Origin of the sequence: Pararobbsia alpina (genome assembly GCF_902859895.1) — a bacterium.
Classification (GTDB): Bacteria; Pseudomonadota; Gammaproteobacteria; order Burkholderiales; family Burkholderiaceae; genus Pararobbsia; species Pararobbsia alpina.
Map to the genome: position 1 here is coordinate 142,197 of NZ_CADIKM010000008.1, position 21,347 is coordinate 163,543.

At 62.2% G+C, this 21,347-nt stretch carries 23 protein-coding genes; 21 read left to right on the forward strand and 2 right to left on the reverse strand.

What is annotated here, in order from left to right:
* Positions 1 to 22: 22 nt before the first annotated feature.
* Entirely contained in the window at positions 23 to 1,042 is a 1,020-nt protein-coding gene (locus tag HV670_RS11530; protein ID WP_175104908.1) for a S49 family peptidase, read from the forward strand.
* Between the two features lie 19 nt (positions 1,043 to 1,061).
* Here the strand turns inward: HV670_RS11530 and HV670_RS11535 are convergent, their stop codons facing one another.
* Positions 1,062 to 1,778 (reverse strand): SAM-dependent methyltransferase, encoded by a 717-nt coding sequence (locus HV670_RS11535; RefSeq protein WP_175104909.1) that lies wholly within the window; start codon positions 1,776 to 1,778, stop codon positions 1,062 to 1,064.
* Positions 1,775 to 2,377 carry a Maf-like protein gene (locus HV670_RS11540; RefSeq protein WP_175104910.1) on the reverse strand — a complete coding sequence of 201 codons (603 nt, stop codon included), beginning with the start codon at positions 2,375 to 2,377 and terminating at the stop codon, positions 1,775 to 1,777. The genes HV670_RS11535 and HV670_RS11540 overlap by 4 nt, the downstream gene beginning before the upstream one ends.
* Before the next feature lie 128 nt (positions 2,378 to 2,505).
* On the opposite strand from HV670_RS11540, the gene HV670_RS11545 reads away from it, so the two are divergent.
* The 20 genes from HV670_RS11545 (at position 2,506) to HV670_RS11640 (ending at position 21,341) form a co-directional block, all read left to right on the forward strand.
* Positions 2,506 to 3,213, forward strand: coding sequence for a YceD family protein (locus HV670_RS11545; RefSeq protein WP_175104911.1), 708 nt, complete (start codon positions 2,506 to 2,508; stop codon positions 3,211 to 3,213).
* A 74-nt stretch (positions 3,214 to 3,287) separates the two neighbouring features.
* Entirely contained in the window at positions 3,288 to 3,467 is a 180-nt protein-coding gene (gene rpmF, locus HV670_RS11550) for a 50S ribosomal protein L32 (protein ID WP_175104912.1), read from the forward strand.
* Positions 3,468 to 3,577: 110 nt separating this feature from the next.
* Positions 3,578 to 4,684, forward strand: coding sequence for a phosphate acyltransferase PlsX (gene plsX / locus HV670_RS11555; protein WP_175104913.1), 1,107 nt, complete (start codon positions 3,578 to 3,580; stop codon positions 4,682 to 4,684).
* Positions 4,684 to 5,685, forward strand: a complete 1,002-nt coding sequence (locus HV670_RS11560) for a beta-ketoacyl-ACP synthase III (RefSeq protein ID WP_175104985.1) — start codon at positions 4,684 to 4,686, stop codon at positions 5,683 to 5,685. The genes plsX and HV670_RS11560 overlap by 1 nt, the downstream gene beginning before the upstream one ends.
* Positions 5,686 to 5,927: 242 nt before the next feature.
* Positions 5,928 to 6,854 (forward strand): ACP S-malonyltransferase, encoded by a 927-nt coding sequence (fabD, locus tag HV670_RS11565; protein ID WP_175104914.1) that lies wholly within the window; start codon positions 5,928 to 5,930, stop codon positions 6,852 to 6,854.
* Positions 6,855 to 7,051: 197 nt separating this feature from the next.
* Complete coding sequence (gene fabG / locus HV670_RS11570; protein WP_175104915.1) at positions 7,052 to 7,801, forward strand: 3-oxoacyl-ACP reductase FabG; 750 nt, start codon at positions 7,052 to 7,054, stop codon at positions 7,799 to 7,801.
* 138 nt (positions 7,802 to 7,939) lie between these two features.
* A complete protein-coding gene (gene acpP, locus HV670_RS11575; RefSeq protein ID WP_175104916.1) occupies positions 7,940 to 8,179 on the forward strand; it encodes an acyl carrier protein in 240 nt (79 codons plus the stop codon).
* Positions 8,180 to 8,310: 131 nt separating this feature from the next.
* Entirely contained in the window at positions 8,311 to 9,549 is a 1,239-nt protein-coding gene (fabF, locus tag HV670_RS11580) for a beta-ketoacyl-ACP synthase II (protein WP_175104917.1), read from the forward strand.
* A gap of 15 nt (positions 9,550 to 9,564) precedes the next feature.
* The gene (locus tag HV670_RS11585; protein ID WP_175104918.1) at positions 9,565 to 10,080 is read left to right on the forward strand and encodes a hypothetical protein; all 516 of its coding nucleotides are present in this window, start codon (positions 9,565 to 9,567) and stop codon (positions 10,078 to 10,080) included.
* 73 nt (positions 10,081 to 10,153) lie between these two features.
* Positions 10,154 to 10,753, forward strand: coding sequence for an RNA polymerase sigma factor RpoE (gene rpoE / locus HV670_RS11590; RefSeq protein ID WP_175104986.1), 600 nt, complete (start codon positions 10,154 to 10,156; stop codon positions 10,751 to 10,753).
* A gap of 54 nt (positions 10,754 to 10,807) precedes the next feature.
* Entirely contained in the window at positions 10,808 to 11,494 is a 687-nt protein-coding gene (locus HV670_RS11595) for a sigma-E factor negative regulatory protein (RefSeq protein ID WP_175104919.1), read from the forward strand.
* A complete protein-coding gene (locus tag HV670_RS11600; protein WP_175104920.1) occupies positions 11,494 to 12,618 on the forward strand; it encodes a MucB/RseB C-terminal domain-containing protein in 1,125 nt (374 codons plus the stop codon). Before HV670_RS11595 ends, HV670_RS11600 begins: the two co-directional genes overlap by 1 nt.
* 19 nt (positions 12,619 to 12,637) lie before the next feature.
* A complete protein-coding gene (locus tag HV670_RS11605; protein WP_175104921.1) occupies positions 12,638 to 14,176 on the forward strand; it encodes a DegQ family serine endoprotease in 1,539 nt (512 codons plus the stop codon).
* Positions 14,177 to 14,196: 20 nt separating this feature from the next.
* Positions 14,197 to 14,574, forward strand: a complete 378-nt coding sequence (locus HV670_RS32020; RefSeq protein WP_175104922.1) for a glutaredoxin family protein — start codon at positions 14,197 to 14,199, stop codon at positions 14,572 to 14,574.
* 78 nt (positions 14,575 to 14,652) lie between these two features.
* The gene (gene lepA, locus HV670_RS11615) at positions 14,653 to 16,446 is read left to right on the forward strand and encodes a translation elongation factor 4 (RefSeq protein WP_175104923.1); all 1,794 of its coding nucleotides are present in this window, start codon (positions 14,653 to 14,655) and stop codon (positions 16,444 to 16,446) included.
* 15 nt (positions 16,447 to 16,461) lie between these two features.
* Complete coding sequence (gene lepB / locus HV670_RS11620; protein WP_175104924.1) at positions 16,462 to 17,361, forward strand: signal peptidase I; 900 nt, start codon at positions 16,462 to 16,464, stop codon at positions 17,359 to 17,361.
* A 96-nt stretch (positions 17,362 to 17,457) separates the two neighbouring features.
* Positions 17,458 to 18,729 carry a ribonuclease III gene (gene rnc / locus HV670_RS11625; protein WP_175104925.1) on the forward strand — a complete coding sequence of 424 codons (1,272 nt, stop codon included), beginning with the start codon at positions 17,458 to 17,460 and terminating at the stop codon, positions 18,727 to 18,729.
* A 41-nt stretch (positions 18,730 to 18,770) separates the two neighbouring features.
* The gene (gene era / locus HV670_RS11630) at positions 18,771 to 19,667 is read left to right on the forward strand and encodes a GTPase Era (protein WP_175104926.1); all 897 of its coding nucleotides are present in this window, start codon (positions 18,771 to 18,773) and stop codon (positions 19,665 to 19,667) included.
* Positions 19,654 to 20,556 (forward strand): DNA repair protein RecO, encoded by a 903-nt coding sequence (recO, locus tag HV670_RS11635; RefSeq protein WP_175104927.1) that lies wholly within the window; start codon positions 19,654 to 19,656, stop codon positions 20,554 to 20,556. The genes era and recO overlap by 14 nt, the downstream gene beginning before the upstream one ends.
* Positions 20,553 to 21,341 carry a pyridoxine 5'-phosphate synthase gene (locus HV670_RS11640; protein WP_175104928.1) on the forward strand — a complete coding sequence of 263 codons (789 nt, stop codon included), beginning with the start codon at positions 20,553 to 20,555 and terminating at the stop codon, positions 21,339 to 21,341. The genes recO and HV670_RS11640 overlap by 4 nt, the downstream gene beginning before the upstream one ends.
* Positions 21,342 to 21,347 lie beyond the last annotated feature (6 nt).

Consider the following 21,347-nt stretch of genomic DNA (forward strand, 5'->3'; position numbering starts at 1 on the left):
ACAACGCCTCAAACGACGACGCATGTCAGACATTGATCATTCGGATTCATCGGCGCGCCCGGGCGCGCCTGTTCCTCCCGCTTCGTCCGCTTCCCGTGACGGAAACTGGGAGCGCGCAGTGCTGGAGAAGCTCGCCCTGTCGGCGATCCGTGAGCAACGCTCCAATCGCCGCTGGAAAATCTTCTTTCGTTTCGCTTTTCTGATTGTTTTGGCGCTGATCGCATGGGGTCTGCTCAATGTGTCGGGTGAGGGAACAGTCACCACCGGCCGTCACACCGGGCTCGTCACGCTGACGGGCGAGATTTCGTCGGAAGGGCAGGCGAGCGCCGAGAATATCGATGCGTCGCTCGAGTCGGCTTTCTCCGATACGAACACGGTCGGCGTGATCCTGCGCATCAATAGCCCCGGCGGCAGCCCGGTACAGGCCGCGATCATCAATCGCGAGATCCGGCGTTTGCGTGCGAAGTATCCTTCCAAGCCGCTGTACGTGGTCGTTGACGACATGTGCGCCTCGGGTGGCTATTACGTGGCGGTCGCGGCGGACAAGATCTTCGTCGACCAGGCGAGCATCGTGGGCTCGATCGGCGTGCTGATGGAAGGCTTCGGATTCACCGGCCTGATGGACAAGCTTGGGGTCGAGCGCCGCCTGCACACCTCGGGTGCGAACAAGGGCTTGTTCGATCCCTTCACGCCCGAATCCGACAAGGCGAAAGAACACGCGCAGAAAATGCTCGACCAGATTCATGAGCAATTCATCGCAGCGGTGAAGCAGGGCCGGGGCAGCCGCCTCAAGGACCCGAACAATCCGGACTTGTTCTCGGGCCTGTTCTGGACGGGGCAGCAGAGCGTCGAGCTCGGTCTCGCCGACGCGTTTGGCGACACGGACTATGTGGCGCGCAATGTCATCAAGGCTGAGAACATCGTCGACTACACCGTCAAGTCGAATTTCGCCGACCGCCTTGCGAGCCGCTTCGGTGCATCGATTGGCGACGCGGCGATGAAGGCATTGGCGAACTTCGGTGTGCGCGCTTCGATTCAGTAAGTTCGCTTCAGTCAGGCATTTACGAGGCGAGCATCAGAAAGATCGCCGGCCGCTTGTTGAGATCGAGCGTGTCGGCTTTCCAGTCTGAAACCGGCCTGCTGACAATTTGCTCGGTCGCCAGGGTGAGGTCGACCGCGATGCAAACGCGCGTCGAAGGGGCGCAAGTCGCGCGCAGCGACTCGAGCAGCGCCTTGTTGCGATAGGGCGTTTCGATGAAGATCTGCGTCTGCTGGCCGCGCCGCGAACTCTGCTCGAGTTCGCGCAACTGCTTCGTGCGGGCGGCCGGATCGACTGGCAGATAGCCGTGAAACGCGAAGCTCTGGCCGTTCAGGCCGGAAGCCATCAGACCCAGCAGGATCGAATTCGGGCCGACCATCGGCACGACGCGTACGCCGCGCCGGTGTGCGAGTTCGACGAGTCTCGCACCGGGGTCGGCCACGGCCGGGCAGCCCGCTTCGGAGACGAGTCCGCCGTCCTGGCCGGCGAGAATCGGCTTGAGTAGCGCTTCGAGCTGACCCGCCGGCGTGTTGACATTGAGTTCGGCAATCGCGATTTCCTGAATCGGCCGTTCGGTGCCGACCCGCTTGAGGAAAGCGCGGGTGCTCTTCGCGTTCTCTCCGACGAAATAGCCCAGCCGAGCCGCCTGCGCACGCACGGGAGCGGGCAGGACGGTGTCGAGTGCGGCTTCGTCGCCTTCGCCGAGGGTGTTGGGAATCAGATAAAGCATGCCACTCATCGTTTCAGTACCGGAAAACCTGCGTTATTCAACATGCTGACGAGCTCGATCAGCGGGAGACCGACCAGTGCGGTCGGATCGTCGCTGTCGATGCTTTCGAGCAAGGCGATGCCGAGCCCCTCGGACTTCGCGCTGCCCGCGACGTCATAAGGCTGCTCGATATGGAGATAGGCTTCGAGTTCGGCGTCCGGCACGTCGCGGAACCGGACCCGGGTGATGACATCCTTGACCTGCGCATGATCGCGCGCCGCGTCGAATACGCATAGTGCGCTATGGAATTCGACTTCGCGCCCGCGCATCGATTGCAGTTGGGCGAGCGCACCGGCGTGATTGCCGGGTTTGCCGATCTGCCGGCCGTCGAACGTCGCGACCTGATCCGAGCCGACGATCAGGGCGAGTGGATGGTCTGCCGCCACCGCGCGCGCCTTTTCCACGGCGAGACGCAAAGCCGTCTCGGCGGGCGCCTCGCCATCGCGCGGGGTTTCGTCGATGGCCGGGACGACCACTTCGAAATGCAGGCGCAGCCGTTCGAGCAGGGCACGACGGTAAGGCGAACTCGAGGCGAGGATCAGAGGGCGGTTTGCTGCGGGAGCATTCATCGAAAACGGATCGGAAGGGGTGGCGCACAGGGGTAATCCCGCGGCGACTCAGAAACCCTGGGTTAAGTGATTGACTCGAAAGGGCGAAAATCGGTACACTATCGCGCTTTGCAGCGGCAGCATTGCTCATGAGCAAATCATCCGTCGTCGGCCCCGACTGGCGTGCTTTCGACCTCTTCGAATTTGCCCGCGCTTCGCGCAGCGCTGCGGGGACCGTTGCTGTCGGCGCCTTGCCGCGCATGGTAAACGAAGTGGGTGAAGTGGGGAGTGAAGCACGCGGGAATCTGCGCACGAATGATGTCGGCGCAGGCAAGATCGTCGGCGACGCCGCCGAGGCCTCGCAGCATGACGGGCTGAATGACGAGTCAAATGAATCCGTGAGTTGGGCAGCGCGTGGTGAATCGCGCGAAAAGACTGGCAGTGCGACTGAGTTGTACCTGCACCTGACGATCGAGGCCGCGCCCTGGGTAGAGTGCCAGCGTTGCCTGAAGCCGTATCGGCAGCCGCTCGATATCGTGGCGACTTACCTGATCGTCGCGAGCGAGGAAGAGGCCGACGCCGTCCCGCTCGATGACGACGAGGTCGATCCCATCGTCGGCTCCCGGCAGTTTGACCTGTACGACCTGATTGAAGAAGAGCTACTGTTGTCCTTGCCGCTCGTGCCCAAGCACGCGGTTTGCCCAAGTGTCCATGAGGCACTTGTGACCGGCGAGGCCGGCGATATCGTGATCGAACGGCCGGACGAAGACGAACCGGCACGGCGTGATGCATCCGATAACCCATTTGCAGCGCTTCAGGCGCTGAAACGCGACGTTCCCCCAAAGAACGACGCTTGATCGAAGCAGGCAATGCTCGCCCTGAGAGTGCTGCCTGAATATGCTAGAATCCGGCAAAATTTTTAGGAGTTGTCATGGCAGTCCAGCAAAACAAGAAGTCGCCGTCCAAGCGCGGCATGCACCGTGCCCACGATTTCCTGACGGGTAACGCAATCGCCGTCGAACCGACCTCGGGTGAAACGCATCTGCGTCACCATATCAGCCCGAACGGCTACTATCGCGGCAAGAAGGTCGTCAAGACCAAGAACGACTGAGTGCGCGCAGCCATTTTGGCTTCGTTCTTCAGTCCATACTTGCAGCGTTGGTTCGACAAAATAAGCGGCATCCGATGCCGCTTTTTTGCATCTGAGATCCGTATCGTCGCATGACCGTCAAGATCACAATCGACTGCATGGGCGGCGATCACGGCCCGTCCGTGACGGTGCCCGCTGCTATCAGCTTCGTTCGCTCCCACCCGGACGCCGAACTGGTGTTGGTCGGCCTTGAAGGGCCGATTCGCGCACAGTTGAAGCGTGCCAAGGTCGTCGACGCTCGCGAAATCGCCGCGTTGACGGTGGTTCCAGCCTCGGAAGTCGTCGAGATGGACGACTCGATCGAGGTTGCACTTCGCAAGAAAAAAGATTCGTCGATGCGCGTCGCGCTGAACCTCGTCAAGGAGGGGCGTGCGCAGTGCTGCATTTCGGCCGGCAATACGGGCGCGCTCATGGCGGTGTCGCGCTATGTGCTGAAGACCCTTCCCGGCATCGAGCGCCCTGCGCTCGCGACCGTGATGCCGAACCGGAAGGGCTATTCGACCGTACTCGACCTCGGCGCGAACGTCGACTGCGAACCCCAGCATCTGCTGCAGTTCGCGGAAATGGGGCATGCGCTCGTGTCGGCCGTCGACGGCAACGAGCGTCCGACCATCGGCCTGCTCAACATCGGCGAAGAGGCGATCAAGGGCAATGAGGTAATCAAGCGCGCGGGCGAGCTGCTGCGCGCGAGCACGCTGAATTTCTACGGCAACGTCGAAGGCAACGACATCTACAAGGGCACGACGGATGTCGTGGTCTGCGACGGTTTCGTCGGCAACGTGGCGTTGAAGGCATCCGAGGGGCTCGCGCAGATGCTCATCGAGATGATCAAGGAAGAATTCTCGCGCTCGTGGATGACCAAGCTCATGGCCGTGCTCGCCTGGCCCGTGCTGGCGCGCGTGAAGCATCGCGTCGACTACCGCCGCTACAGCGGCGCGGCGCTGCTGGGGCTGCGCGGGCTGGTGATCAAGTGCCACGGCTCGGGCGACGCCTATGCGTTTGAGTGGGCCATCAAACGCGGTTATGATGCAGTCAAGAATGGCGTGCAGGCTCGCCTGACGCAAGCGATGGAGGAGAATGCCGCCCCGCTTGCCCATTCAGACCCGTCTCTGTCCGACGCATCCGCCGGGACCTCGGGTCCGCACATCGCGTTCGCGACCGTTTCCTCGAAGGCATGATGGCATTTTCTAGCTCGCAACAACCTCGTTATTCCCGCATCATCGGCACCGGCAGCTATCTGCCACCCAAGCGCGTCACCAACGACGAACTCGCCGTTCAACTCGCCGCCCGGGGGCTCGAGACGAGCGATGAGTGGATCGTCGCGCGCACCGGTATCCGTGCTCGCCACTTTGCGGAACCCGACGTCACGACGACCGACCTCGCCCTGATCGCCTCGCAGCGCGCGATCGAAGCGGCCGGCGTCGACCCGCAGGCGATCGACCTGATCATCGTCGCGACCTCGACACCCGACTACGTGTTTCCAAGTTCGGCCTGCCTGCTCCAACACAAGCTGGGTATCACCAATGCCTGCGCGGCGTTCGATGTTCAGGCGGTCTGCTCCGGCTTTGCTTATGCGCTCGCGACCGCGGATAACTTCATCCGCAGCGGCGCGAACAAGACTGCGCTCGTGGTCGGTGCGGAGACTTTCTCTCGTATTCTCGATTTCAACGATCGGACGACCTGTGTGCTATTCGGCGACGGAGCGGGCGCGGTCGTCGTGACGGGGTCGGACGAGCCGGGCGTGTTGTCCACGGCCCTGCATGCGGACGGCAGCCACGCGTCGATCCTCTGCGTGCCGGGCAATGTGCATGGCGGCGCGATCGCAGGCAACGCCTTCCTGCACATGGACGGCCAGGCGGTTTTCAAGCTTGCCGTCAACGTGCTGGAGAAGGTCGCCACTGAAGCGCTCGCCAAAGCCGGCATGACGGCCTCGCAGGTTGACTGGCTGATTCCGCACCAGGCAAATATCCGGATCATGACGAGCACTTGCCGCAAGCTCGGCTTGCCGGCCGAACGCATGGTCGTGACGGTCGACCAGCACGGCAATACGTCGGCCGCGTCGATTCCGCTCGCGCTCGATGTCGCGGTCCGCGACGGCCGCATCAAGCCGGGTCAAACCGTATTGCTGGAAGGCGTCGGCGGCGGTTTCACCTGGGGTGCGGCGCTCGTGCGCATGTGAGCCTACGCGACCATCGCCCGTGAACCGGGTGTCGGCGCACGCGCGCTCGCGTGCCGCGCGACGGCCGGGTCGCGGGTCGACAGCCGGTTCTACCGAAATTCGCGGGCAGCAAGACGTGCATGCTTGGCGCATCTGGCTCGACACAAGAGACGGCCGACGCTGCGACCGTCACCCGCCGCGGGTGGTTCAGGCAAGCCGTTCGATTTTCCCCAATTGCATAGACTGACGATCAAGAGGACGCCATGAAGTTCGCGTTTGTATTTCCCGGACAAGGCTCGCAAGCCGTCGGCATGCTCAATGCATTCGCCGACGTGCCGGCCGTGCAGGAGACATTGCAGGAAGCATCCGAGGCCCTGGGCCAGGATATGGGCCGTCTGATTGCGGATGGTCCCGCCGAAGAACTCAACCTGACGACCAATACCCAGCCGGTCATGCTGATCGCCTCTTATGCGATCTATCGAGCATGGCTTGCTGCGGGCGGTCCGAAGCCCTCGATCGTCGCGGGTCATAGCCTCGGTGAGTACACGGCGCTGGTCGCCGCCGGAGCGTTGAGCTTTCGCGATGCGGTGCCCCTCGTGCGCTTTCGCGCGCAGGCCATGCAGGAAGCGGTACCGGTCGGCACTGGCGGCATGGCCGCCATTCTTGGCCTGGACGACGACGCGGTGCGCGCGGTCTGCGCCGAGGCATCGTCGGCCGGCATCGTCGAAGCCGTCAACTTCAATGCCCCTTCGCAAGTCGTGATCGCGGGTCTCAAGGCGGGCATCGACAAGGCTTGCGAACTCGCCAAGGCAGCCGGCGCCAAGCGTGCGTTGCCCTTGCCGGTTTCCGCTCCCTTTCATTCGTCGTTGCTCAAGCCGGCCTCAGATCGTCTGCGCGACTATCTTGCGAATATTGAAGTGCGTGCGCCGGCGATTCCAGTGGTCAACAATGTGGATGTCGCGGCGAATGACGATGCCAATGCGATCAAGGATGCCCTCGTGCGTCAGGCCGCAGGCTCCGTACGTTGGGTTGAATGTGTGAAACGCATTGCACAGGAGACCACGCATGTGATCGAATGCGGCCCGGGCAAGGTGCTTTCCGGCCTGACCAAGCGCATCGACGGCAGTCTCGTCAACGGCTCGGTCTATGATCCGGCGTCGCTCGCGGAAACGCTCAAGGTCGTTCAGTAAGACGGCTCGATGAGGCTGTCCACTCAGGCCACTCGCTTAGGTGGCTTGATAAGGCAGCTTGATGAGGGAGCTTGAGCGAACAGCTCCCAAGACAGTTCAACAACGCAGACAGCGCGCCGACATCCGGCGCGGCTAAGCTAGGCATGCGCGCTGGCCATCGGGCCGAATGGCGCAGGAAAGACGGACACACTACGATCATGGACAAGATTCTCGACAAGCAGATTGCTCTCGTTACCGGCGCCTCGCGCGGCATTGGCCGTTCGATTGCGACGACGCTTGCCGCGGCGGGAGCAACGGTGATCGGCACGGCGACGAGCGAAGCCGGTGCGACGGCCATCGGCGAGGCGCTGGCGGCCGCGGGCCTGAGCGGGCGCGGTGTCGTGCTCGACGTCAACGATGCGGCCGCGAGCGACGCGCTGATCGATTCGATCGTCAAGGAGTTTGGTGGCATCCATGTGCTGGTCAACAATGCGGGCATCACGCAGGACCAGCTTGCGATGCGCATGAAGGACGAGGACTGGGACGCGGTGATCGATACCAACCTGCGCGCGGTCTTCCGTCTGTCACGTGCAGTGCTGCGCCCGATGATGAAGGCGCGCGGCGGCCGCATCATCAACGTGACGTCGGTGGTCGGATCGACGGGCAACCCGGGCCAGGTCAACTATGCCGCCGCGAAGGCAGGTGTGGCCGGCATGAGCCGCGCGCTCGCGCGCGAGATCGGCAGCCGAGGCATTACGGTAAACTGCGTCGCGCCGGGTTTCATCGATACGGACATGACCAAGGTGCTGCCCGAAGAACAGCAGGCCGCGCTCAAGGCGCAGATTCCGCTGGGCCGGCTGGGCAGCACGGACGATATTGCGTATGCGGTCGCGTTTCTCGCGTCGCCGCAGGCGAGCTACATCACGGGCACGACATTGCACGTGAATGGCGGGATGTTTATGAGCTGACGTCGGCAACGCGTTTTCCAGGAAAGCGCGGGGCGTTTCGGCGGCCGTGTCACCAAGGGTTGAGCGGTACTTTTTTGCGGGTCAAACCTGCTAAAATGCGCCCACTTGTTTTTGTGAACTTATTTCCCGGAGGGGTGAATGGACAATATTGAACAGCGCGTCAAGAAGATCGTCGCCGAACAACTCGGCGTGGCTGAAGCTGAAATCAAGAGCGATGCATCGTTCGTCAACGATCTCGGCGCCGACTCGCTGGACACGGTCGAACTCGTGATGGCCCTGGAAGACGAATTCGGCATGGAAATCCCGGACGAGGAAGCAGAGAAGATCACGACGGTGCAGCAAGCGATCGACTACGCTCGCGCCCACGTGAAGGCTTGAGTTCACCTCTTGGGGCGGACGTACCGTTCGGGTTCTCCGTCGGTCAGGATTGATGGGCCACAGGGCTTGCAGAGTTTGTCTCTGTGGCTGCTGTGGCTTTTGTTTTTTAAAGTCAGCGAAAAGGGGCAATCGTGAGCCGTCGTCGCGTTGTCGTTACAGGTCTCGGACATATCTCACCGGTCGGCAATAATGTTGCCGACGGATGGGTCAATCTGGTTGCCGGCAAGTCCGGCATTGCCACCATCACGAAGTTCGATCCAACGAACTTCTCGACCCGCTTTGCCGGCGAGGTCAAGGGCTTCGACGTCGAGCAATACATGCCCGCGAAGGAAGCCCGCCACATGGATACCTTTATCCATTACGGATATGCGGCGGGCGTGCAAGCCTTTCAGGATAGCGGCCTGACCGTGACCGAGGAGAACGCTGAACGCGTCGGCGTCATCATCGGCTCGGGCATCGGCGGCTTGCCGATGATCGAAAATACGCAGACGGAACTGCTCAATCGCGGCCCCCGCCGGATCTCGCCTTTCTTCGTACCGGCTTCGATCATCAACATGATTGCGGGGCACCTGTCGATCAAGTTCGGGTTCAAGGGCCCGAATCTCGCGATCGTCACCGCCTGCACGACCGGCACGCACTCAATCGGCGAAGCCGTGCGAATGATCCAGCATGATGAAGCCGACGTGATGCTGGCCGGCGGTGCCGAGGCGACGGTGTCGCCGCTCGGCATTGGCGGTTTTGCCGCGCCACGCGCGCTCTCCCAGCGCAACGACGACCCGGCCACCGCGAGCCGTCCGTGGGACAAGGACCGCGACGGATTCGTGCTCGGCGAAGGGGCGGGCGTGGTGGTGATCGAAGAGTACGAACACGCGAAGGCCCGCGGTGCGAACATCTACTGTGAAATCATCGGCTACGGCCGCAGCAGCGATGCCTACCACATGACCGCGCCCTGCGAGGACGGCGATGGTGCGCGCCGCTGCATGCTTCTCGCGATGAAGGATGCGGGCATCAACCCCGACGTGATCGACTATGTGAATGCGCACGGTACCTCGACAGGTCTCGGCGACCTCGCCGAGACGATCGCGATCAAGCGCGCGCTCGGCGACCATGCGAAGTCAACCGTTGTCAACTCCACCAAGTCGATGACGGGCCACCTGCTCGGCGCGGCGGGCGGGATCGAAGCGGTCTATTCGGTGTTGGCCGTCAAGAACCAAGTCTCGCCTCCGACGATCAATATCTTCAATCAGGACCCCGACTGCGACCTCGACTACTGTGCAAATGCCGCTCGTGATCTAAAAATAGAGTACGCAATGTCGAACTCATTCGGGTTTGGCGGGACTAACGGCACGCTCGTCTTCAAACGCATCTGAGGCCGGGTTCACCCGATGAGCGCCGCGACGGGTCTGTTGTTCGAGGTGCACCGATCGCCGGCCCTGACGATCGCGCTCGGCAGTTTCTTCGCCGGGTGTGCGATTGCGCTGTATCTGAGCGCGTCTGCCGCAGCCGGGCCGTTCGCCGGCGTGGCGGCTTCGCTGGCGGGTGTGGCGTGGCTGGCATGGTGTGCCCGTCGTCAGGCGCGCGGTTGTCCGCGTTGGTTGTGGCTTGCGGAGCAGGGTTCGGTCGAGTGGTGCGACCGGATGGGAAGGCCCGGCGCGGGGCAGGCGGTGGCGGCGGTGCGGGTGGGCGGCTTGTGGGTGTCGCTTAGCGCGCAACCGGATAGGCAGACGAGGGAGCAGGGCGAAACGCGAGCGGGTGAGCGCGGCGCAGTCCCTCGGATGCGGTCGATCCCGAGTTTCGGGAAGCGGACGTGCGCATGGTTGCTGCCGGCCGATGCCCTGGATCCGGAAGCTTTTCGCGCGCTGGCGGTGCGCGTGCCACGCATACCGAGTAGCCGGCCGTGACGACGAGCATGAGCGGGCAACATTACAATGCCCTGTTATCCCGTCAGCAGTACTCAAGCGAACGGACCCACAGGTGAGCGAAAAGGAAATCGATCAGGTTCTGGTCGAACGTGTGCAAAAAGGCGACAAAGCGGCGTTCGAGCTGCTTGTCGCGAAATATCAACGGAAAATCATCCGCCTGATTTCACGCCTTGTCCGCGACCCGGCCGAGGTGGAAGATGTCGCCCAGGATGCCTTCATCAAGGCCTATCGTGCGCTGCCGCAATTTCGCGGCGAATCGGCGTTCTACACGTGGCTGTATCGGATTGCCGTCAATACGGCGAAGAACTACCTTGCAACGCAGGGGCGCCGGGCGCCCACTTCGACGGAAGCGGATGCTGAAGAGGCTGAAACTTTTGCCGAGGCCGACCAACTAAGGGATATCAACACGCCAGAATCGATGTTGATGAGCAAGCAGATCGCCGAGACAGTCAATGCGGCGATGGCGTCCTTGCCCGAGGAATTGCGCACCGCAATCACGTTGCGCGAGATCGAAGGGCTGAGTTACGAAGAAATCGCGGAAGTGATGGGGTGCCCGATCGGCACCGTGCGCTCCCGGATTTTCCGGGCGCGCGAGGCGATTGCGACCAAGTTGCGTCCCTTGCTCGATACGCCGGAAGGCAAGCGCTGGTAGTTGACCGGCATCCAACTCGCAAGTACAGGGTGGTTTTTAATGATGGGGAACACCATGGGGTCAGTCTCGACGCACACGCAAGCCGCCGCCCGCGCTGAAAGGGTGTCGGCGATCATCGACAGCCAGTCGGTGCCGGAAGTCGATCAGTTTATTTTTGAACTCGACGCGCAGGATCGCGCCACTTGGGCTACCTATCATCTCGTCGGCGATGTGCTGCGCTCGGACGATCTGGCCGAACATGCATCGGACGACGCAGGCTTCATGTCGCGGTTTTCGGCGCGGCTCGCCGATGAACCGCATTTGCTCGCGCCGGCGCCGCATGCTCACTGGTTCGCCGCTCCGGCGACGGGAGGGTCGTCCCCGTCAATGGCCGGCGACGCCGACCCGTCTGTCGTCGCCGCATCGGCCGGTTTGCGCCGGCGCGTTGTGCCCGCATTCGCGGTAGCCGCGGCTGCGGCGATCCTGAGCTGGGTCGTGCTGCCGCAACTCCAGCATCTCGGCAACCCGGGCATGATCGGCATTTCGCCCGCCGCGCTGAGCGCCGCAGGCGTGCCAGCCACGGATGTGCGCCAGGTGGCGATGGCGGCGGCACCCGCTGCACCTATTTCCGCGCAGGTGAACGTGATCCGTGACGCGGCGCTCGATCAGTATCTCGAAGCGCATATGCAGTTCGCCTCGCATCCCGGCGATACCGGTTCGCCCTATGTGCGATCGGCACTCTATTCGGCGGGCGCGAATTGATGCGTGGTTCGCGCGTGGTCGGTCGGTCTGAAGTGAAGCGGCTGCAGATGGCGGCCGTTTCGTTGTTTACCGTCATATTGCTTGTCGCCGGTGTTGTGAGGGCGGGTGGCGCATTCGCCGCATCGACTTCTGATGCGGCTTTGGCTTCCGCAGCTGGCACGCCTGGCAGCGCAGTGAGCACCGGCGGCCTCAGCCCGCCGCCGGCTTCGCATGCCGATGCCGCAGCCTGGCTGACGCGGATCGATCGCGCGGCGAAGCAGGAAAATTTCGAAGGCACCTTCATTTATCAGCGGGGCAACAGCTTCCAGTCGTCGCGTATCGTTCATTACGTCGATCACGGCAACGAATACGAGCGCGTCGAAGGGCTCGACGGGCGTCCCCAGCGCACCTTGCGCAAGAACGATGATGTCTGGACTTTCCTGCCCGATCGCAAGCTGTGCATCGTCGACAAGCGCGAAAACAAGTTCGCGTTCCCATCGCTGCTGGCCGGGGGCGTCGCGCATGTGCTCGATGCCTACGATGTGCGTGTGGTCGGCACGGACCGCGTGGCGGGCTTCGATGCCCGGGTGATCATGCTGGTGCCGAAGGACGGCTACCGTTTCGCATTTCAGATCTGGTACGACAAGAAGACGAGCCTGCTGTTGCGTGCGCAGACGCTCGATGCGAACAACCAGGTGCTCGAGCAGATCGCGTTTTCGCAGTTGAGCTTCAGCGTAGACAACGGCCATCGCACCGTCGCAAGCGCGCTGCGCGATATGTCGGGCTGGAACGTGGTGCATCCACCGCTCGATTCGGTCGATATGGCCGCCGAGGGTTGGGTGGTACCGCAGACGATCGCAGGTTTTCATGCGATTCGCGAGCTGCGCCGGCCGATGGCCGCGCGCGAAGCCGGTGCCGCGCCGATCCAGGTCGACCAGGCGGTCTATAGTGACGGGCTGTCGGCCGTGTCGGTATTCGTCGAGCCGGTAGGCAAGAGCGACCGCAAGGAAGGCATCGCGAGCAGCGGGGCAACTCACATCCTCGTACGCAAGGCGGGCAATTTCTGGATCACTGTCGTCGGTGAAGTGCCGCAACTTGCATTGCAGCAGTTTGCTTCTGCCATAGAATACAAACCGTCCAAGTAAACATCGGCGAACCCCCTTTATGAGCTTCCAATCGGTGCGAGCCGTATTTGTCGCAGCAGCGGCTTTTCTGTTTGTTTCGCTGGCTGCGCCCGCGGCGCATGCGCTGCCGGCTGCCAATCTGCCCGATTTCACCGATCTGGTGGATAAGGTGGGGCCTTCGGTCGTCAATATCCGGACGACGGCCAAGGTGCGTTCGAATCCGAACGGCCTGCCGCCGGGCATGGACAACGGCGATATGTCGGAATTCTTCCGGCGTTTCTTCGGTATTCCGATGCCGACGCCGCCGGGTGGCGGTGGTGGTGGCGGCAAGGCGAACCCCGGCAATCCCCATGACGGCGGCAGTGGCGCGGAGCCCGGCAACGGGCCGGATAGCGCTGACCAGGGCGACGGCAGTAACGATACCGAACAGGACAGCGGCGTGGCTTCGGGTTTCATCCTGACCGCTGATGGCTATGTGATGACCAATGCGCACGTCGTCGACGATGCCGACACGATCTACGTGACGCTGACCGACAAGCGCGAATTCAAGGCCAAGCTGATCGGTTTTGACGAACGCACCGACGTTGCGATCGTCAAGGTCAGCGCGACCAATCTGCCGGCGATTACGATCGGCGATTCGAACAAGGTTCGCGTTGGTGAATGGGTCGTCGCGATCGGTTCGCCGTTCGGTCTCGAAAACACGGTCACCGCCGGCATCGTGAGCTCGAAGAGCCGCGATACGGGTGACTACCTGCCTTTTATCCAGACCGACGTCGCGGTGAATCCGGGCAACTCAGGCGGTCCGTTGATCAATATGCAAGGTGAAGTGATCGGGATCAACTCGCAGATCTACAGCCGCACCGGCGGTTTCATGGGGATCTCGTTCGCGATTCCGATCGACGAGGCGATGCGCGTCGGCGATCAGTTGCGCACAACCGGCAAGGTCACGCGCGGCCGTATCGCGGTCGCGATCGGCGAGGTCACGAAGGATGTCGCCGATTCACTGGGTCTGCCGAAAGCGACCGGTGCGATGGTCGGTAGCGTGGATCCGGGCGGTCCGGCCGATAAGGCGGGCGTCCAGGCGGGCGACATCATCCTCAAGTTCAACGGCCGTCCGGTCGATGTGGCCACCGATCTGCCGCGCATGGTCGGCGATACGAAGCCGGGCACGCACGCGACGCTGACCATCTGGCGCAAGGGTCAAACGCGCGACTTGAGCGTTGTCATCGGTGAAATGCAGCCCGACAAGCCGGCCAGGGCAGATTCGAGGTCCAAGCCCGCACCGAAGGCCCCGACCACGGACGCACTGGGTCTCGCCGCGGTCGACCTCTCGTCCGACGAGCGCAAGGCGCTCAAACTCGACCACGGCGTGCTGGTCAACGTGGCCGACGGTGCCGCCGCGCGAGCAGGTATCCAGAAGGGCGACGTGATCCTTCGTGTCGGCGACACCGATATCACGAGCGTCAAACAACTCGAGTCGGTGGTCAAAGGTCTCGATCCATCGAAGGCGGTGGCCGTGCTTGTGCGTCGGGGAGAGAACTCGCAGTACGTGCCCTTGCGCCCGCACGCGCAGAAGTAGCGCGCAAGCTGATCAGGCTCATGGAATTGAGGCTCACGGTCTACAGTCGCGCATGGTGCCATCTCTGTGATGAACTGTGCGCGGCGCTTGCTCCGCTTGCCGAGCGCTATGGCGTGCCGGTCGACGTGATCGATGTCGACAGCGATCCGGCACTCGAGGACCGGTATGGGGAGCGTGTACCGGTAGTGCTCGCGAACGAGACGGAGTTGTGCCACTATCGGCTCGACGCTGCCCGGGTGATCGCGGTGCTCGACGCCAGCCGCTGCGCGCCGAATCTGCCCGGTGAACTCCCTCACAGCCAGTTTGGCAGCGCATTGGCCGGTCTTTCGAACACTCCTCTGAGCGCCGACCCGGCTGAACCGCCCAATAACGGGGTCCGGCCAGCCGATTTCAGCTAAAATGCCGGGTGCTCAACCCTCTTCCCGAAGGCGTGCTCCGCAATATCAAGAGCGCGCCTTTTTTGTGTACCCGCCTGAATGGACCATATTCGCAATTTCTCGATCATCGCGCACATCGACCATGGCAAGTCGACGCTCGCGGATCGCATCATCCAGATTTGCGGCGGCCTGACTGACCGTGAGATGGAGGCGCAGGTGCTCGACTCGATGGATCTCGAGCGCGAACGCGGCATCACGATCAAGGCACAAACCGCGGCACTGACCTATCGCGCGCGTGATGGCCAGATCTACAACCTGAACCTGATCGATACGCCGGGGCACGTCGACTTCTCGTATGAAGTGAGCCGTTCACTGTCGGCATGCGAAGGCGCACTGTTGGTCGTCGATGCAAGCCAGGGTGTCGAGGCGCAGACCGTTGCGAATTGCTATACCGCAATCGAGCTCGGGGTCGAAGTGGTTCCGGTGCTCAACAAGATCGACCTGCCTTCGGCCAACCCCGAAAACGCGATTCAGGAAATCGAGGACGTGATCGGCATCGACGCGACCGACGCCACGCTTTGCAGCGCGAAGACGGGGCTCGGCGTCGAGGATGTGCTCGAGGCCGTGATCGCCAAGATCGCGCCGCCCAAGGGTGATGCGTCGGCCCCACTGCAAGCCCTGATCATCGACTCGTGGTTCGACAACTACGTCGGCGTCGTGATGCTGGTGCGCATCGTCAACGGCACCCTGCGGCCGAAGGACAAGATTCGCCTGATGGCGACCGATGCCGAGTTTCCGGTCGAACACATCGGCGTGTTCACGCCGAAGTCGCGCAATCTCGAAGTGATGTCCGCGGGGCAGGTGGGTTTCATCATCGCCGGCATCAAGGAACTCGATGTTGCGAAGGTCGGCGATACCGTCACGCACGCGAACCGGCCCGCCCCGCAGCCGCTGCCGGGCTTCAAGGAAGTCAAGCCGCAGGTGTTCGCCGGCCTGTATCCGGTCGAGGCAAACCAGTATGACGCGCTGCGGGAATCGCTCGAGAAGCTCCGTCTGAACGACGCCTCGCTCCAGTACGAGCCGGAAGTGTCGCAGGCACTCGGTTTCGGTTTCCGCTGCGGCTTCCTGGGTCTGCTGCACATGGAGATCGTGCAGGAACGTCTCGAGCGCGAGTTCGACATGGACCTGATCACGACGGCGCCCACCGTCGTCTATGAAGTGCTTCAGCGCGATGGCACGATCGTCACGGTCGACAATCCCTCGAAGATGCCCGATGGCTCGAAGATCGAAGAGATCCGCGAGCCGATCGTGACGGTCAACCTGTTCATGCCGCAGGAATACGTGGGTTCGGTGATCACGCTCTGTACGCAGAAGCGCGGCGTGCAGATCAATATGTCGTACCACGGCCGTCAGGTTCAGCTGACTTACGAAATCCCGATGGCTGAAATCGTGCTCGACTTTTTCGATCGTCTGAAGTCGGTGTCGCGCGGCTATGCTTCGATGGACTATGAGTTCAAGGAATATCGAAACGCGGATGTCGTCAAGGTCGACATGCTCATCAACGGAGACAAGGTCGATGCGCTGTCCGTGATCGTTCACCGTTCGCAAAGTCAGTATCGCGGCCGGCAGGTTGCCGCGAAAATGCGCGAGATCATTCCGCGCCAGATGTACGACGTCGCGATCCAGGCCGCGATCGGCGCGAACATCATTTCTCGCGAGAACATCAAGGCGCTCCGCAAGAACGTGCTCGCCAAGTGTTACGGCGGCGATATCTCGCGCAAAAAGAAACTGCTTGAAAAGCAAAAGGCTGGGAAGAAGCGGATGAAGCAGGTCGGCAGCGTCGAAATTCCGCAAGAAGCTTTCCTCGCGATTCTCCAGGTCGAAGACAAATAAGGACAGGACCGTTTTATGAATTTTGCGCTGATTCTCTTCGTGCTGGTCGTACTGACTGGTATTGCCTGGGTCGCGGACAAGCTGGTATTTCTACCCGGACGCCGTCGCAAGGCGGAAGCCGCAGTAGGGGAATTCGACAGACAGCAGGAAAAGGTCGGCGAACGGTTCGCCGACGAGAATCCTCAAGCGACTCGCTCGCGCCTGCGTGACAATGCGCTGCGCCAGCCCTGGTGGCTCGAGTATTCGGCAAGTTTCTTTCCGGTCATCGTGCTGGTATTCGTGCTGCGCTCGTTTGTTGTCGAGCCCTTCAAGATTCCATCCGGCTCGATGTTGCCTACGTTGTTCGTCGGCGATTTCATCCTCGTCAACAAATTCGACTATGGCATCCGCCTGCCGATCATCGACAAGAAAATCATCCCGCTCGGCAATCCGCAGCGCGGCGATGTCGTGGTGTTTCGCTTTCCGAAGGATGAGTCAGTCGATTTCATCAAGCGTGTCGTCGGCGTGCCTGGTGATACGATTGCCTATCAGAACAAGGAACTGACGATCAACGGACAGCCGGTATCGAAGGTGCCCGATGGCGAGTTCCTCGACGACGAACGCGATCCGCCGTCGTTCAACAAACGCTTTACCGAGGTGCTCGGGCCGAAGAAGCACGACATTCTGAACAATGCGCAGGTGCCACCGTTCGTGATGGGAGCTTCGGACTATCCGTATCGCGAGAACTGCAAGTACAACGCGATGGGTGTGATCTGCACGGTGCCCCCCGGCAGCTATTTCATGATGGGCGACAACCGCGACAACAGCGAAGACAGCCGTTATTGGGGTTTTGTACCGGACAAAAATGTCGTCGGCCGCGCCTTCTTCATCTGGCTGAATTTCGCGAGCCTCAAGCGGATCGGCGGCTTCGAATAAAGCAGCATCGCATGCCGTCGCGCTGGGCTGTGCCGCCCGCGCGACGGCCCTTCCGCCGTTTTCCGCCCGCCTTGGCGGGCGGGTTATACTTGGTCCATGCCTCCGTCCCAACTGGAAAGCCGGTTGCGCTACGAATTCCGCAATGCGGAATTGTTGCGCCAGGCGATGACCCATCGCAGCCACAGCGCCACGCACAATGAACGGCTCGAGTTTCTTGGCGACTCCGTTTTGAATTGTGTGGTGGCGTCGTTGCTGTTCGAACGCTTTTCGAAGCTGGACGAGGGTGACCTGTCGCGCGTGCGCGCGAATCTGGTCAAGCAGCAATCGTTATACGAGCTGGCTCAGGGGCTCGGTATTGCTGAATTCCTTCGCCTTGGCGAAGGCGAACTCAAGAGTGGCGGGTTTCGCCGGCCGTCGATTTTGGCGGATACGCTCGAGGCCATCCTCGGGGCCGTCTTCCTCGATTCGGGATTTGATGCCGCTCAAACGGTGATCCGGCGGCTATATTCGCCGATTCTCGACCATATCGACCCCCGAACGCTCGGCAAGGATGCGAAAACGCTTTTGCAGGAGCATTTGCAAGGGCACAAGATCGCATTGCCTCAATATACGGTGATCGCGACACACGGTGCCGCGCATAACCAGCAGTTCGAGGTCGAATGCCTCGTGCCGAAGCTGGATATCAAGGTATTCGGCTCGGGCGCGAGCCGTCGCGCCGCCGAGCAGGCCGCCGCCAAGAAGGCGCTCGACGAGATGCAGACACTTGCGCCGAGCCTGACGGCAAAATCGAAGCGTTCGAAGAGTGCTCGCGCCGCTGCGAAGCAGGCCGAGGCCGACGCGGCGATTCAGCAGGCGCTCGATTTGCGCGCGCCGCCAAGCCGCCCGCCGCGTGCCGAACGAGCCCACCACGCGGAAAAGACGGTTGAAAAAGGGCTGGAAAAGCCGGTCTCGGACAAAGCGGTTTCAGACAGAGCGGTCCCGGAAAAGTCCGTGCCTGAAAAAGCTGCGTCCAACAAACCGGTCTCGGACAAGGCCGTCTCCGACAAGGCGACCGCTGAAAAAGCGGCCGTTGACAAGCCGCCCACCGAAAAGCCAACCGCAGACAAGCCGACCGCCGATAAACCGACCCTCGTCCAGTCTTCAGTCGGAAAGGCGCCGGCCGTGCATCCGCCGCCGGACAAAGCCTCCTTGCCCGCACCCGTCGCAGTCATCCACGGCGCCCTTGACACGGTCAAGAACGAAAGCGGTAAGGCGTTGCCGCCCGCCGACTCCACCTCATCCAAAGCCAGCCTCGCTGCCGAACCTGCCACGCCCGAGACCCTCGCGACCGAGGCCGGACGACACCCCGCAGGTCGTGCGGGTGCCTGAGCGGTCTTGACCGCCAGCCCGCCTCTCAGAGATACATCGTCATGAGTTCACCCGAGATTCCCTTCCGCTGCGGCATGATCGCGATCGTCGGCCGACCCAATGTCGGCAAGTCGACGCTGATGAATGCATTGGTCGGGCAAAAGATCAGCATCACGTCTCGCAAGGCGCAGACGACGCGCCACCGGATCACCGGCATTCGTACCGAAGCCGGGGCCCAGTTTATTTTCATCGATACCCCGGGCTTCCAGACGCAGCATGCGACGGCCCTGAACCGTTCGCTGAACCGCGCGGTGACCTCGACCCTCTCGAGTGTCGATGTCGTGCTGTTCGTCGTCGAAGCCGGCCGCTTTGGTCCCGACGACGAGAAAGTGCTGAAGTTGCTGCCCGCGAATGCCGTGGTTTTCCTGATCGCCAACAAGATCGATCGGGTCGGCGACAAGGGAGATCTGCTGCCATTCGTCGATGAAGTCAGCCAGGTCCGCGAATTCAACGAGATCATCCCGATGTCGGCGAAGAGGCCGGAGGACATCCAGCATCTGCTGACGACGCTGATGCCGCATCTGCCCGAAGGCGAGCCGATCTACGGCGAGGACGACCTGACGGATCGCTCGGAGCGGTTCCTTGCTGCCGAAATCCTGCGTGAGAAGGTGTTCCGCTGGACTGGCGATGAGCTCCCGTACACCAGCACGGTGTTGATCGAGAAATTCGAGCAGGAAGGTCGTCTGCGCCGGATCTTCGCGACCATCCTGGTCGACCGTGACGGACACAAGGCGATGGTGATCGGTCAGAAGGGCGCGAAGCTCAAGCAGATCAACACCGACGCGCGGCTCGATATGGAGAAGCTGTTCGACGGTCCGATCTATCTCGAGGTCTTCGTCAAGGTCAAGAGCGGCTGGGCCGACAATGAGGCCGGATTGCGCGCCTATGGTTACGAATGACGGCGCGCCGGTAGACGAACTCGAGACCGACGACGAGCCGCCCACGCGGCTTCGCCCGAAGGCGCGCACGCGCCGGCCCGGTGCCACGCCGCGTACCGCGCCGGCCGCACCGGAGGAAGGCGCACAAACCTATGCGCCAGCGCCCACGCCACTGCGTCTGGGCACCCGTACCGAACACCGGGTGCTGCATCAGCCAGGTTTCGTGCTGCACAGTTATCCCCATCGCGAGACCAGCCTGATCGTCGACGTGTTCACGCGTTCGCACGGCCGCCTTGCACTTGTCGCCAAGGGGGCGAAGCGGCCGCACTCGGCCCTGCGCGGCGTGCTCCAGACCTTCCAGCCACTGGCGCTTTCGTGGCTCGGCAAATCCGAAGTCCGCACGCTGACGACGGCGGAATGGCTCGGCGGCATGCTGCCACTGACGGGTGACGCACTGCTGTGCGGTTTCTATGCGAACGAACTTCTGGTCAAGTTCTGTGCACGCGAAGACGCGCATTCCCAATTGTTCGACCACTATGTACTGACGCTCACGCGGCTTGCCCACGACGAACCGCCGGTCCAGGTGCTGCGCTCGTTCGAACGGGTCTTGCTGCGCGAAACGGGGTATGCAATGAACTTCGATCGCACCTGCGACACCCACGATGCGATCACGGCATCGGTCTCTTATGTATTCGATCCCGAGCGCGGCGTGCGTCTGCCGCGCGACGGCGACCCGGCGCACTGGCCGCGAGTGTCGGGCCAGACGCTCCTCGACATGGAGCGCGATGACTATCAGCGCACGGCGACGGCGGCGCAAAGCCGCAACCTCATGCGCTTTGTCCTCAACTACCATCTCGGGGGTACACCGTTGAATACGCGCCAGATCCTGATCGACCTGCAAAATCTATGAGCTTCCTCTTCCCACTGTCTTCACCTTCGAGCCTTCCCGAACTCGGTGTCAATATCGATCACGTCGCGACGCTGCGCAATGCGCGCGGCACCGACTACCCCGATCCGATCCGAGCCGCGCTTGCGGCCGAACTGGCGGGCGCGGATTCGATCACCCTGCATTTGCGTGAAGACCGCCGCCATATCCGTGATGCCGATGTCCAGGCGCTGCGTCCGCAACTGCGCACGAAGATGAATCTCGAATGCGCGGTCACGGCCGAGATGCTCGATATCGCATGCGGGGTCAAACCTCAGGATGTCTGCCTGGTCCCCGAGAAACGCCACGAGCTGACCACCGAAGGCGGCCTCGATGTCGCAGGGCATTTCGAGGCGGTGTCGGCGGCATGCCGACAACTGGCCGACGCGGGCATTCGCGTGTCGCTGTTCATCGATCCCGATGAAACGCAGATCCGCGCCGCCGCGGAGGCGGGCGCGCCGGTTATTGAACTGCATACGGGCAGCTATGCCGAAGCCCATGACGACAAGGTGAGGGACCGTGAGCTTGAACGCGTGGCCGCCGGTCTTGCGATCGGGCGTTCGCTGGGTCTCAAGGTCAATGCGGGCCACGGACTGCACTATCAGAACGTGCAGGCGATCGCGGCGCTCGACGGGATCGAGGAACTCAATATCGGCCACGCGATCGTGGCCCACGCGTTGTTCGCGGGCTGGGACAATGCGGTGCGCGAAATGAAGGCAATCATGGTTGCCTCGCGACTCGCATCGCTGCGCGGGCAACACGCGCGATAGGTAACG